The organism is Pseudoalteromonas sp. APC 3358 (assembly GCF_030408075.1).
GTDB lineage: Bacteria > Pseudomonadota > Gammaproteobacteria > Enterobacterales > Alteromonadaceae > Pseudoalteromonas > Pseudoalteromonas arctica.
This window is the reverse complement of the sequence record NZ_JASDCE010000011.1, coordinates 125,579-139,400: the sequence shown is the minus strand read 5'-3', so window position 1 is coordinate 139,400 and position 13,822 is coordinate 125,579. Positions and strand designations below refer to the sequence as shown.

The window sequence follows — 13,822 nt, the reverse complement described above, 5'->3', positions numbered from 1 at the left end:
ATAAGAAATGCGTGCATTATGCCTCTAAGGCTCAGGACTTAATTTATGAAAAGCCAACAAAACGATCCAATTTATTCTCAAATATCGCAAGTTAAAGATGCGGTAGCAGAAGTACTCGAACATGCCAAAAAATTAGGCGCAACAGCTGCAGAAGCGGCTATGTCTAGCACGTCTGGTTTATCGGTTAGTACACGAATGGGTGAAGTAGAAACCATTGAGTTTAACCAAGACGGCGGCTTAGGCATTAGTGTATACGTTGGTAATAATAAAGGTTCGGCGTCAACCGCTGATTTAAATCCAAAAACATTGCGCATGGTAGTCGAAAAAGCGATTGATATAGCCAAATTTACATCGGATGACCCATTTAACGGCGTTGCTGATAAAGAATTGCTTGAATTTAATCCTAAAGATTTAGATTTATACCATCCTTGGGATGTAAGCCCTGAAGAAGGTATTGAGCTTTGTCATGCTGCTGAGCAAGCTGCATTAAACGCAGATGAGCGCATTGTTAACTCTGATGGTGCGAGTTTTTCATCTCACCAAGGATTACGTGTTTATGGTAACAGCCATGGTTTGATAACTGGCTTTCCACGCACTCGTCATAGCATTAGTACTATGGTAATTGGTCAAGATGGTGAGCAGATGCAACGCGACTCTGCTTATACTGTTGCACGCGACCAAGCGGGTTTAAATGACGCAGCGGCAGTTGGGCTTGAAGCAGCAGCTGAAACATTGGCTAAATTAAATAGCCAAAAGTTAGGCACAATGAAAGTGCCTGTTATTTTTAGAGCCGATATTGCAAATTCATTGTTTGGTCACTTAGTGTCGGCAATTGGTGGTGGTGCGCTTTATCGTAAATCAAGTTTTTTACTTGATAGCTTAGGCACACAAATATTTAGTAATTGTGTGAATATTGCCGAGCGCCCACATATTTTAAAAGGGTTGGCATCGTCACCGTTTGATAGCGAAGGCGTTAAAACATTCGATAGGGAAATTATTCAAGGCGGCGAGCTACAAACTTATTTATTAGCAAGTTATGCCGCGCGTAAAATGAATATGACCCCAACAGGGCATGCTGGCGGTATACATAACTGGCTTGTTGAGCAAACTCATAACGATTTAACTGCACTATTAAAAACGATGGGCACCGGCTTATTAGTTACAGAGCTAATGGGGCAGGGCGTAAATACCGTAACGGGTGATTACTCTCGTGGTGCTGCTGGTTTTTGGGTTGAAAATGGTGAAATCCAATATCCTGTAAGCGAAATTACCATTGCTGGTAATTTAAAAGATATGTTTAAAGGCATATCTGCTATTGGTGGTGACATCGAACGCCGTGGTGGTATTCAAACTGGCTCAGTATTAATAGAGCAAATGCAAATAGCCGGCGCGTAGTATTAATACGCAGTGTATACTTAGACCTAGAGTATTATCTCTGGGTCTAAGTGAGCTTTTACGAGGTGTAAAATGGCTAAAGATAGATATGCACCAAAACCGCTAACCGATATTATGGCGGGGTTAAATAATCGTTTATCGGCTTATGCAGGCAAAAGCCAAGCACTTGATACACAGCAAACCCTATTAAAAGATTTTTTAGGCCCTAAGTTGGGTGATAAATGCCGAGTCAGCAATTACCGAGACGGTACGCTAATGATAGAAGCCGTATCTGCACCTATCGCGCTTAGGCTTAATTATTTAAAAATGGATATGCTTTCACATTTTAGAGCTGCCGGAATGGCAGAGCTCGGGCAAATAAAAATAACTGCAAATCCTCAAGCAACTCAGAGATTAAGTACAGCGAATAAGTCGGGCAGTCCTGCAGTTACCAACTCACGTAAAATGAGTGAGCAAACAGCTGATTACTTAAACGCGATAGCATCTTCTGCACCCCCTTCTTTAAAAGAAAAACTAGAGCGTTTAGCGCTTCACGGAAAAAATAAAAGTAAGTCTTAACTACCCACCATCTTGTTATTGGTGGGGCTAATTTGGCAGCTCACCGCATTCAAAATACTTTGTTACATATTCCATTTTATTGTTGGCTTAATGAGGTTTATGATACTGCGTGGGCTTTATATTGATCGAAAGCTCTTTGATACTCATTCCATTAAGTAAAAGCGTGTAGGCAGTGCTATTTTTACTCCTGCTATATTCAAGAATTTAATGGAGTTGGTATGTGATACCAACCTGCATAAGTCTTTGATCAATTTAACGAATTAAATTGCACTATAACGTCGTTAAAAATTTTTTATTTAGAGCAACTAGATACAAAAAGTTTTGCCTGGTTCTAGCGTAATTTTCTTAACGTTAAATAGACCCCATATATAAGCAGATTGGTATGATTCAATTCTAACTAACAAACGGAATAATTATGAATAAAGTAACAATGGCTGCTGCAAGTATCGCACTTGCGCTTGGCTTAGTAGGTTGTGGTGAAAAACAACAAGAAACTAAAGTAACCGACACTCCAGTAGTAACAGCACCCGCTGAAAAACCACTAGAGCTTGGTATTGAATTAGCTAATATGGATAGTTCAGTACGCGCACAAGACGATTTTTACTACCATGTAAATGGTCAGTGGTTAGCTAAAACTGAAATACCAGGTGATAAATCTAACTACGGTTCTTTTTCGCAGTTATATGATGAGTCGCAAAAAGCGATGAAAATAGCCCTTGAAAGTGCAGCCGCAAACAAAGCCGCTAAAAAAGGCAGTGATGAGTACAAAATTGGTGCATTTTATAAAAGCTATATGAATAAAGATGCGCGTAATGAGTTAGGTATTACGCCATTACAACCGTCATTAGATACAATTGATAGCGTTAAATCTAAAGCTGATTTAGTGGGTTTAATGGCTAAAATTCAAAAACAAGGCGGTACTTTACCGTTTGGTTGGTTTGTAAATAACGATGCTAAAAACTCAAGCGAGTATGCATTGTATTTATCTCAGTCGGGTCTTGGTTTACCAGATCGTGACTATTACTTAAAAGATGACGAAAAATTCACTAAAATTCGCGCTTCTTACGAGCAATACATCACTGATGTTTTAGCAAAGTCAGGCGTTAAAAATGCAGCAGAAGCAGCTAAGAGCGTACTTGCATTTGAAAAAACACTAGCTGATGCTCAGTGGAGCCGTGTGCAAAGCCGTGATGCAACTAAATCTTATAATAAGATGACAGTAGCAGATGCAAGCAAGTTGATGGGTGACCTTGATTTAGCTGCATTCTTTAAAGATGCAGGCGTGAGTGCAAGTGACATTATTGTACGTCAACCAAGCTACTTAGAAGCACTTGCTACTATTTACAAAGACACTGATTTAGCGACGTGGAAAAACTACTTAAAATTTCATTTTGTAAGTGGTTATGCAGAACTACTTAGTGAAGATTTAGTTAACCTTAACTTTGACTTTTACAGCACAACACTTCGTGGCGTAGAAGAACAAGCACCTCTTTGGAAGCAAGCGGTTGATGCATCTAACAGTGTACTTGGTGAAATTTTAGGTAAGGTATACGTTAAAGATAACTTCCCGCCAGAAGCCAAAGCACGCATGGAAGAGCTAGTTGATAACGTAATTAAAGGTTATGGCGTTGCTATTGAAAATCTTGAGTGGATGAGCCCTGAAACAAAACTTGCAGCGAAAGAAAAACTAGACAAATTTACGCCTAAAATTGGTTACCCAGACACGTGGAAAGATTACTCTGAGCTGGATATTAACTCAGATGAGCTAGTAGGCAATTACATTCGTTATAGCGAATGGGCATACGCAGACATGATTGCTAAATTGGGTAAACCAGTTGATCGCTCTGAGTGGCACATGACTCCGCAAACAGTAAATGCGTATTACAATCCAGTAAACAACGAAATTGTATTTCCAGCAGCTATTTTACAACCGCCATTCTTTAATTTAGAAGCGGATGATGCTGTAAACTACGGCGCAATTGGTGCAGTAATTGGGCATGAGCTTGGTCATGGTTTTGACGACCAAGGTGCTAAATACGACGGTGATGGCAACTTACGTAACTGGTGGAGTGAGACTGACCTTAAGCAATTTGAAGAGCGTACAGCGGCTTTAGTTGCACAGTATAACGAATATAAACCGTTTGAAGATGCAAGTGTTAATGGCGAGCTAACGCTTGGCGAAAACATTGGTGACTTAGGTGGCTTAACGGTTGCGCATAAAGCGTATATGCTGTCTTTAGGTGATAAAAAATCACCAGTGATTGATGGTTACACAGGCGATCAACGCTTCTTTATGGGTTGGTCACAAATTTGGCGTCGTAACTATCGCGATGAAGAGTTACGTAATCGTTTATTAACAGACCCTCATTCACCAAGTCACTACCGTGTAATCGGTATCTTGTCGAATATGCCTGAGTTTTACGAAGCGTTTGACGTAAAAGAAGGTGATAAAATGTATATCAAACCAGAAGATCGCGTAAAAATTTGGTAATTTACTAAATAGACCGATTTAAAGTTAATAAAAAACCAGTAAGTTTTTAGCTTACTGGTTTTTTGTATCTTGAATTTGTAAATAACCTAAACTATGGGTAATAAAACTATCTCAAGCAGCTATTTTCAGCGCTAACTGCGTTGAATTTACTTGCAATAGGCCAGCTATTGACGCGTAAATTCGCCTTGTTTTCACTAAAAATCTCTGGCTAGAGAAAATAAATTTAAATATCACCATGATTCAATACGTTAATAAATCTCTTAACCAGAGTTCAGGTTAAATAAGCTTTAGCTCATTAAGCATTGGTGCATCCATTTTTCGTTACTGAGTATGTTTTTATAAAGCGCGAGTTGGTTTTGTGCTCGCTCTAAATTATGCTCTGCATGAGCCACTTTAAAGTACACATCGTTATTTAAGTAATCAGTTAAAAAGCGCACACTTAACATGAGCGGCATTATTTTAGCGCCTAACAGCAGGCTTTCTTGTTCTTTTGTACTCATGCTGCTTTTTAATGGCGTTACATAGCCTTTAACAATGGCTGAAAATATATCTTTTCGAATAATAACGTTGTGTAAATTTGTTGAATCCTCGGCTTCGGGGGAGCAGAAAGTGCGTACCATGTCGCCAAAATCATAAAGCCTAAATCCCGCCATGCAGGTATCTAAATCAATCACTGCTTTTGCTTTGTGAGTTGCACTACAAAACAGCATATTATTTATTTTTGTATCGTTATGACACACTCTAAGTGGTATCTGCTTAGCTATACTACTAAGCTCGGTAATTAAATGCTGCTGCGATAAGCAATATTCTATTTCGTCAGCGCAGTGCTTTACTCTATTTACAGAGTTATTTGTGATTGCGGTATTTAATTGCTCAAAGCGCATCGCTAAGTTATGAAAATCAGGGATTACAATATGTAGTTGTTGTGTATCAAAATCTTGTAATGCATGAGCGAATACGCCAAAGGCGTAAGCCGCTTGCTCGCTCTGTTGCGCATTTTTAACAACGTCTTCGCTGTAACTGTCACTAATATAGTTAAGGACGCGATAATGCGTGCTATCAATTTCTATTAAGTGTTCGTTGTTTTGTATGGCTATATGCTTAACTGTTTCAAGGGGGTAGTTGCTTTGTAGTTGTTTGGTATTTAAATGCTGCTCAATTAGTTTTGCATTATTTACTAACTGAGCAGGGTATTTAAATACCTCAGTATTAAGTTTTTGCACAATAAACTGTTTATCAATACACGTAAGTAGCCATGTACTATTTATATGGCCGCTACCAATCACACTAACTTGAGTTAACTCAGGATTTAATGCTAATTGTCCGCTTAACTTATTTTGTATTGAGATGTTCATTGTGCTCACTTGTACCTAGTTTGTTATGCGTATCGGGCTACTATTTTCTCGATAATTTCAGCATTAGCTTCAGGAAAATCATAATTTTCTAATTCACTAATTGCTACCCATTCACTAGGTTGCCCTTCAGCGCCATGTGCTTCACCGCTAAAGTTACTTACTACGTGTACATCTAATTTAACGCATTTATCGCCGTAGTCATGCTCAATCACCATAAGTTGGCTAGAGCTGTGAATCGTTAATCCAACTTCTTCAGTAAGCTCGCGTTTAAGTGCAACAAAAACACTTTCACCTGCTTCTACTTTGCCACCAGGAAATTCCCATAAACCGCCTTGATGTTGTTCATCTGCGCGTTTACAAATGAATATAGCGTTATTTTTCTTAATAACACCAACAGCTACATGTACAATTTCTATAGTCATTACTTTAAAACTCCATAAAAAAAAGCGACGCTAGCGCCGCTTTTTAATAAGCTAATAACAATATTGGGCTATTTTAATTTACCGCAACATTGTTTGAATTTTTGACCTGATTTACAAGGACAAGGGTCATTACGACCTACTTTTGGTTCTGTACGAGCCATTACAGTAGCTGTTTCTGGTGCTGGCGCTTCGCCACCTACTTGCTCAGCTTCTTCATGTTGGTATTCGCGAGGAGCATTTTCACTTTTACGGTGTTGCTCTTCTACTTTTTCAACATCTTCTTCTGCGCGTACTTGTACTTTACTTAGGATGCTTACAACATCTACTTTCAAGTTTTCAAGCATTTCAGAAAACAGCTCAAACGACTCACGCTTATACTCTTGCTTAGGATTCTTTTGCGCGTAACCACGTAAATGAATACCTTGACGTAAGTGATCCATAGCAGCAAGGTGATCTTTCCAATGCTGATCAAGACTTTGTAGCATAATCGCTTTTTCGAATTGACGTAAAACAGAGTCGCCAACTTGCTCTTCTTTTTGCTTGTACGACTGCTCAACCGCCTGCTCAATACGCTCACGAAGTTTTTCTTCGTATAGTTTATTGTCATCTGCTAACCACTGAGTGATTGGCAACTCAAGTAAGAAGTCTTGTTTTAAACGCTCTTCAAGGCCAGGAATATCCCACATTTCAGCAAGGCTTTGCGGTGCAATGTACTGATCAATTACACTAGCAAGAACATCACCACGAATTGCTGTGATAGTTTCTGAAATATCGCCTTCTTCAAGTAGCTCATTACGTTGAGAGTAAACAACGCGACGTTGATCGTTTGCTACATCATCGTACTCAAGCAATTGCTTACGAACATCAAAGTTACGTGCCTCTACTTTACGCTGTGCATTTTCAATCGCACGGTTTACCCATGGATGTTCAATTGCTTCACCGCGTTGCATACCTAGTTTACGCATCATGTTAGTCATGCGTTCACCAGCGAAGATACGCATTAGTGCATCGTCCATCGATAGGTAGAAGCGACTAGAACCGGCGTCACCTTGACGACCAGAACGACCACGTAATTGGTTATCTATACGACGAGATTCGTGACGTTCAGTACCAATGATATGTAAACCGCCAGCATCAATTACCGCATCATGACGAATTTTCCAAGCTGCTTTAATTTCAGCAATTTGCTCAGCAGTTGGGTTCTCAAGCTTTTCAACTTCACTGTTCCAGTTACCACCTAACACGATATCGGTACCACGACCGGCCATGTTGGTTGCAATTGTTACTGTACCTGGTAGGCCAGCATCTGACACGATATCTGCTTCTTGCGCGTGAAATTTGGCATTAAGTACGTTGTGCTTAATTTTTTCTTTGCGTAAAAACTGCGATAAATACTCAGAGCTTTCAATTGAAATAGTACCTACAAGTACCGGTTGTCCGCGGTCTTGACAGTCTTTAATGTCAATTAAAATTGCTTCGTATTTTTCTTCTTGCGTTAGGTAAACTAAGTCGGCGCGATCATCACGAACCATTGGCTTATTAGTTGGCATAACAACAGTATCTAGGCCGTAGATAGATTGAAACTCAAAAGCTTCAGTATCGGCAGTACCTGTCATACCAGCTAGTGTTTCGTATAAACGGAAGTAGTTTTGGAACGTAATAGATGCAAGTGTTTGGTTTTCGTTCTGAATATTTACACCTTCTTTAGCTTCAACAGCTTGGTGTAAACCTTCTGACCAACGACGACCTTCCATTGAACGACCAGTATGCTCATCGATAATGATTACTTCGTTTTCTTTTACTACGTAATCAACATCTTTTTGGTATAGCTTGTGAGCACGAAGGGCCGCATAAACGTGACTTAGTAGCGTAATGCTTGCTGCTGAGTAAAGCGAATCGCCTTCTTCAATTAAGCCGCGTTCGGTAAGTAGCTCTTCTACTTTAATTTGACCACGTTCTGTTAAATGAACTTGCTTAGACTTTTCATCAATAGTGTAATCGCCGTCGCCTTCAACACCTTCTTCGTCTTCTTTTTCTTGAAGTTCAAGTAAAGGAACGATGGTATTTATTTCAGTGTATAGCTCAGAGCTGTCCTCAGCTGGGCCTGAAATAATAAGCGGAGTACGCGCTTCATCAATTAAGATTGAATCCACTTCATCGACTACGGCATAAAATAATGGACGCTGAACACGTTCATCAATGCTAAAAGCCATATTATCGCGAAGGTAGTCAAAACCAAATTCGTTATTTGTACCGTACGTAATGTCAGCAGTATAAGCTAGCTTCTTCTGCTGTGGCATCATACCCGGTACGTTACAGCCTACAGTAAGGCCTAAAAATTCAAATAACGCACGGTTGGTTTCAGCATCACGTTTAGCAAGGTAGTCATTCACAGTAATTACGTGAACACCTTTGCCTGTTAAGCCGTTTAAATAAGCTGGTAGGGTAGCTGTTAGTGTTTTACCTTCACCGGTACGCATTTCTGCAATGCGACCTTGATGTAAAACCATACCACCTAATAACTGCACGTCGAAATGACGCATGCCATTTACACGCTTTGACGCTTCACGTACCACAGCAAAAGCTTCAGGTAGGATATCGTCAAGGCCTTGTCCGTTATCGTAACGTTCTCTAAACTCAGCTGTTTTAGCTCTTAAATCTTCATCAGAAAGCGCTTCAAGTTGCGTTTCTAGCGCATTGATTAGCGCGACCGTCTTTCTTAAGTTTTTAATAGTGCGGTCATTGCGACTACCAAAAAGCTTGGTAAATAAATTAGATATCATGATAAAACCGTTACAATGTATTCTTTGTCAGCCGAGTATCGGCTAACCCATTTTTAACAATTGGTAATTAATATGTGCTTTTAAATAACACTTAGAACATATTAATTAGCAATATTGTATTAAACTGCTCAAAAAGCACTGTTTATTACGTGCGCTACTATACCAGACTCTGCCAAACAACAAACTATCTCAATAAAAAGATCTGTGTATAAAATCGAAAAATTTGATCTGGTTCGTAAAAATAACTTTGTATTACTCAATTACAGTAAAAATAGTAGCGAACTGTAAAGATATGGTGCTAAATAAATTAAAAACAAGGGTTATAGCTGCGCTTAAGTTTGACGCTTAAACACAGCTATTAAATGAGTGTTTTATAATTTAAATTGGTTAACCGTTTTGTTAAGTGCCGCAGCTAGATCACTTAAGTCACGAGCTTCGTCAGCGAGGGTATGTGCATGGTCAGCGGTACTGTTCACTAAGTTATTAATTGCCGAAAGGCTCGTATTAATATCTTCAGCAACGACTGTTTGCTCCTCAGTTGACGTGGCTATTTGATGACTTTGGTCTTGTACTTTAGTGACCGACTGCGCAATATTGTGAAGTGAGCTAAGTACTTCTTTAGTTTGCAGTACTGAGCCCTCGGTTTGATCTTGTCCTTGTTGCATCATCACTGAGGCCTGTTGAGCTATTTGCTGCAAGCGCGAAATCATATTACGAATATCGTCAGTTGATTCTTGTGTGCGACTTGCTAGTGAGCGTACTTCATCAGCAACAACGGCAAAGCCTCGACCGTGTTCACCGGCACGAGCTGCCTCTATAGCTGCATTAAGTGCAAGTAAGTTGGTTTGATCGGCAATTGAATTGATTACATCGACTAATGCGCCAATATTATTACTTTCTTGCTCAAGGCCTGCAACCACTTTAGATGCTTCGCCAATATGCAACGCCAGTTCAGTCATTACTTTTTGCGCCTGTGTAGAACGGCTAGCACCTTCAGCTGTAATTGCCTGAACTTCTTCAGCTGCGTTATTTGTATGTTGTGCATTACGTGATATTTCAAGCACAGTAGTCGCCATTTCAGTTACCGCAGCGCTGACGCTATCAACTTGCTGCTTCTCTTGCTGAATTTCAGAATTAGTTTGCTCAGAAACATGTCTTAGCTGAGCTGCTGCATTACTTAGCTGTTCTGCTTGCGCTGCGGTTTCTAGCATCATGGCGCGTAACTTATCAATAAAAGTGTTCATATGATTGGCCAGCTGTCCCACTTCATCTTGGCTATTAATATCAATTTTTTGAGTAAGGTCGCCTTCACCCGATGCTATATCACGCATAATATGCGTAAGTGTTGTGATGGGTTTTGAAATCATATGGGTAGCCCATAAAATCATGGCTAATATAATAATTAAGATAATAACTACTGCAGTTGTTGTTGCGGTTACTGCGGCATTTACGGGCTCTTCAATCATGCTAGTAGGAATAAGTAGACCTACATACCAATCTATATAAGGCTGATCTAGCTGTAAGCGATGGTAAACCACATAAAACTGCTCACCTTTAAAAGTAACCATTTGGCTGCCTTTAAGGTTATTTCGCATTTGTGTATTTAATTCTTTAAAGCCTGCTGTATCTGTAAATTGTTGCTCAAGCGCATCGAGTCCTTCTTTACCGTTTGCACCTTCATCTGTAATTGAAAGTTTGTGTCCAGTGGCTTTTGAAAAGTGAACTACTTTTTGATTTCCATCGAGTAAAAATCCATAACCTTGGCCGTTAAAGCGAATATTTTCGACCATGTCGTTAATTTTGTTTAGTTGTAAATCAACACCGCCCATACCAATGAGTTTACGCTGTGCGTTATAAACAGGTTGTTGTACTACTGCAGATGCTACGCCTGTGGTTAAATCAACAGAGATTGGACCTACATAAAGTTTGTTAACTTGCATGGCTTCTTGCCACCAACCACGCTTGTAGGCGTAATAAGGCTGGCCGTTGTAGTGACTTGTACGTTCATTTTCTTTAAAGTATTCACCGGTGGTTGCTGAGGCAAAAAAGGCCGATAAGATGTTTTCGTCGTTTGAGCTTAAACGCACAAAGTCTTGGTTTACTTCGTTGTAACCTGACGCGCTTTCGAGTGCTTGATCGCGAGTATCCCAATTTTCAAAAAAATTGATCAAATGTGGGTTATTAACAAAGGTTGATACCATTTTACCGTACATCGCAAAGTAACTTTGCATTGAAAGTTGCTCGGTCTGTAGATAACTTTGTGCTTCGTTTTCTATGTTTTCTCTAGAGAGATTAGCAATGTGTTTAACAAAAAATGTTGAGGCGATAATTAGTAAAACGGTAATTGTTCCACCAATCAATAATAATATTTTCTTCCGTAATGATAAATTATTTAGCATGAGTGCGCATATTTTTATTATTTATGAAATTATATCTAATCATATCTTACTTAAAATCTCTATAAAGTTAGATAGAAAGAACTAATTATGCGTTTAAAATAAAGGCTTATACAAAAATGACAAATAAAAGTAATAAATTAGTAGTATTAGGTGCAGGTTGGTTAGGGCATGCTTTATGCGTAAGTGCGCAAAAAACTGATTGGCAAGTACAAGGAACGCATAGAACAGATATACACGAGTTTGATTTTGAGCGTCAGTTTACACTTGAAGATGGGCAATTAAGACATCAAGTTGATTTACAAAATGCTTATTGGGTATGTGCTATTCCACCACGTAGCAGGCACAGTGAAAGTAATTATCCTGAAACACTCACCGCAGCGCTTAAGCTCTCAAAGGAGTTAAACGCAAAGGGCTTTTTATTATGCTCGTCAACCGGGGTATACGATCAAGAGCCTGGTGTATATAGCGAAAGTTGCGATATTTCATGCACAAACGAGCGCCAAATAAAGCTCTATGAGGCAGAAGAGCAAGTACTTGAGCAAGACGGGAAAGTGCTGCGTTTAGCTGGATTACTAGGGCCTAATAGAGAACCGGGTCGTTTTGTGGCAGGCAAAGAGCTCAATACATCAAGTGAGCAAGTAGTAAATATGGTGCATCAACAAGATGTAATTAATGCTATTTTTGCGGTGATAGAACACTGGCAAGTAGGGCAAAATATTTATAATGTTGTTAATCCTGCGCACCCAACAAAAGCTGAATACTATGCAGTGAAGTGTGCAGAACATGGTGGCGAGTTACCACGCTTTACCAGTGATGATAAAGCTGAGCGCAAAGTTATTGGCTCAGCTATTGAAGCGCTAGGCTTTACTTACCAATATGGTATTTAATATGCTGAAGGCAGGGGACTGCTCTCTATGAAGTCGCATAGCTTACCTTCACTTAGTAATGTATTAGCAGCTTCGATATCGGGAGCAAAGTAGCGGTCTTTATCATAATAACTTACATGCTCGCGTAACAACGCTTTAGCGCTTTGCACTTTATGTGATGGTTCAAGCGGCTTTCTAAATTCTAGCCCTTGAACCGATGCTAACCATTCTATTGCCAAAACACCTTGGGTATTATTGGCCATTTCATCTAAGCGCCTTGCTGCAAAGGTTGCCATAGAAACATGATCTTCTTGATTTGCAGATGTAGGCAAGCTATCGACCGAAGCCGGATGTGCTAATGATTTGTTTTCTGACGCAAGCGCTGCTGCGGTAACTTGGGCAATCATAAATCCTGAATTTACACCGCCGTTTTCAACTAAAAATGGCGGTAATTTGGATAGGTTTGAATCGATAAGTAATGCAATTCGCCTTTCTGCTAATGCACCAATTTCGGCAATTGCGATAGCTAAGTTATCGGCGGCCATTGCAACTGGCTCTGCATGAAAGTTACCTCCCGATATTATGTCGCCTACATCGGCAAAAACTAGCGGATTATCGGTTACACCGTTTGACTCGCATAACAATACTTCTGCGGCTTGGCGTATCTGAGTTAGGCAAGCACCTAGCACTTGAGGTTGGCAGCGAAGGCAGTATGGATCTTGTACTTTTTCACAATTTACGTGGGAATCACTAATTTGAGAGTGCGTATCGAGTAGCTCTCTAAATACTTGAGCGGTGTCTATTTGTCCGCGCTGACCACGAATATCATGAATACGTGCATCAAATGGCGCGCGACTACCCATTGCAGCTTCTATGCTTATCGAGCCGATAACGCAGCTCTGTGCATATAAGTTCTCGCTTCTAAATAGGCCTTGTAGTGCAAACGCAGTCGACGCTTGTGTACCATTTAATAATGCTAAGCCTTCTTTAGCTGCAAGGGTAAGAGGTTCAAGCCCCGCTATTTTTAACCCTTGTGCTGCACTAATTATTTTTCCTTTATGTCGCATTTGACCTTCAGCTAATAAAGGTAGGCACATATGCGCAAGAGGGGCTAAATCCCCCGATGCCCCCACAGAGCCCTTTTTAGGCACGCACGGATATACTTCGCTACTAAGCAGCTGCATAAAAAATTGGATTACTTGCAGGCGAATACCCGAGTAGCCGCGCGAAAGCGAGTTTACTTTTAAGGTGATCATTAACCTTACTGTGCTGTCATCCATGTATTCGCCAATGCCCGCAGCGTGTGAAAGCACAATGGAGCGCTGTAATAATTCAAGTTCGTCGTCGGCTATTTTGGTATTAGCTAATAACCCAAACCCGGTGTTAATCCCGTATACAGTGCGGTGCTCATTAATAACGTTTTGAACGGTTTGCGCGCTTGCTGCTATTTGCGATTCAGCATGCTTTGCAAGGCTTAACTTTACCGGTGAATTATTAATTTTTCTCAGTGTGTTTAAATTAAGTGAGCCTGGTGTGAGAGTAAGTTCGAACAT

Annotated in this window: 9 protein-coding genes; 4 read left to right on the top strand and 5 right to left on the bottom strand. The window is 40.0% G+C overall.

Translation table 11 applies throughout. The features are described from left to right. Positions 1 to 45: 45 nt before the first annotated feature. The 3 genes from pmbA (at position 46) to QL995_RS16510 (ending at position 4,444) form a co-directional block, all read left to right on the top strand. The gene (gene pmbA, locus QL995_RS16520; protein WP_290294634.1) at positions 46 to 1,395 is read left to right on the top strand and encodes a metalloprotease PmbA; all 1,350 of its coding nucleotides are present in this window, start codon (positions 46 to 48) and stop codon (positions 1,393 to 1,395) included. Positions 1,396 to 1,467: 72 nt separating this feature from the next. Then, positions 1,468 to 1,953 carry a DUF721 domain-containing protein gene (locus QL995_RS16515; RefSeq protein ID WP_024589904.1) on the top strand — a complete coding sequence of 162 codons (486 nt, stop codon included), beginning with the start codon at positions 1,468 to 1,470 and terminating at the stop codon, positions 1,951 to 1,953. Positions 1,954 to 2,368: 415 nt separating this feature from the next. Further along, positions 2,369 to 4,444, top strand: a complete 2,076-nt coding sequence (locus QL995_RS16510; protein ID WP_010553817.1) for a M13 family metallopeptidase — start codon at positions 2,369 to 2,371, stop codon at positions 4,442 to 4,444. A gap of 287 nt (positions 4,445 to 4,731) precedes the next feature. Here QL995_RS16510 and QL995_RS16505 read toward each other — a convergent pair whose 3' ends face one another. The 4 genes from QL995_RS16505 to QL995_RS16490 all read right to left on the bottom strand — a co-directional run bounded on the left by QL995_RS16505 (position 4,732) and on the right by QL995_RS16490 (position 11,403). Further along, entirely contained in the window at positions 4,732 to 5,799 is a 1,068-nt protein-coding gene (locus QL995_RS16505; protein ID WP_290294633.1) for an aminoglycoside phosphotransferase family protein, read from the bottom strand. A gap of 23 nt (positions 5,800 to 5,822) precedes the next feature. Then, positions 5,823 to 6,221 carry an 8-oxo-dGTP diphosphatase MutT gene (gene mutT, locus QL995_RS16500; RefSeq protein WP_010553815.1) on the bottom strand — a complete coding sequence of 133 codons (399 nt, stop codon included), beginning with the start codon at positions 6,219 to 6,221 and terminating at the stop codon, positions 5,823 to 5,825. A 68-nt stretch (positions 6,222 to 6,289) separates the two neighbouring features. Then, positions 6,290 to 9,004 carry a preprotein translocase subunit SecA gene (gene secA / locus QL995_RS16495; RefSeq protein ID WP_007582061.1) on the bottom strand — a complete coding sequence of 905 codons (2,715 nt, stop codon included), beginning with the start codon at positions 9,002 to 9,004 and terminating at the stop codon, positions 6,290 to 6,292. A 371-nt stretch (positions 9,005 to 9,375) separates the two neighbouring features. Further along, complete coding sequence (locus QL995_RS16490) at positions 9,376 to 11,403, bottom strand: methyl-accepting chemotaxis protein (protein WP_033012730.1); 2,028 nt, start codon at positions 11,401 to 11,403, stop codon at positions 9,376 to 9,378. 116 nt (positions 11,404 to 11,519) lie between these two features. On the opposite strand from QL995_RS16490, the gene QL995_RS16485 reads away from it, so the two are divergent. Further along, positions 11,520 to 12,290 carry an NADP-binding protein gene (locus QL995_RS16485; RefSeq protein ID WP_010553812.1) on the top strand — a complete coding sequence of 257 codons (771 nt, stop codon included), beginning with the start codon at positions 11,520 to 11,522 and terminating at the stop codon, positions 12,288 to 12,290. Here the strand turns inward: QL995_RS16485 and hutH are convergent. Beyond that, positions 12,287 to 13,822: a histidine ammonia-lyase gene (gene hutH, locus QL995_RS16480; RefSeq protein ID WP_121954127.1), complete on the bottom strand. Its 1,536-nt coding sequence runs from the start codon at positions 13,820 to 13,822 to the stop codon at positions 12,287 to 12,289. The two genes, QL995_RS16485 and hutH, sit on opposite strands and share 4 nt — an antisense overlap.

What these genes read in the sequence shown, in the direction of transcription:
- secA (WP_007582061.1), bottom strand. Translation starts at nt 9,004, where the DNA reads ATGATATCTAATTTATTTACCAAGCTTTTTGGTAGTCGCAATGACCGC.
- mutT (WP_010553815.1), bottom strand. Translation starts at nt 6,221, where the DNA reads ATGACTATAGAAATTGTACATGTAGCTGTTGGTGTTATTAAGAAAAAT.
- QL995_RS16505 (WP_290294633.1), bottom strand. Translation starts at nt 5,799, where the DNA reads ATGAACATCTCAATACAAAATAAGTTAAGCGGACAATTAGCATTAAAT.
- QL995_RS16515 (WP_024589904.1), top strand. Translation starts at nt 1,468, where the DNA reads ATGGCTAAAGATAGATATGCACCAAAACCGCTAACCGATATTATGGCG.
- pmbA (WP_290294634.1), top strand. Translation starts at nt 46, where the DNA reads ATGAAAAGCCAACAAAACGATCCAATTTATTCTCAAATATCGCAAGTT.
- hutH (WP_121954127.1), bottom strand. Translation starts at nt 13,822, where the DNA reads ATGTTCGAACTTACTCTCACACCAGGCTCACTTAATTTAAACACACTG.
- QL995_RS16485 (WP_010553812.1), top strand. Translation starts at nt 11,520, where the DNA reads ATGACAAATAAAAGTAATAAATTAGTAGTATTAGGTGCAGGTTGGTTA.
- QL995_RS16510 (WP_010553817.1), top strand. Translation starts at nt 2,369, where the DNA reads ATGAATAAAGTAACAATGGCTGCTGCAAGTATCGCACTTGCGCTTGGC.
- QL995_RS16490 (WP_033012730.1), bottom strand. Translation starts at nt 11,403, where the DNA reads ATGCTAAATAATTTATCATTACGGAAGAAAATATTATTATTGATTGGT.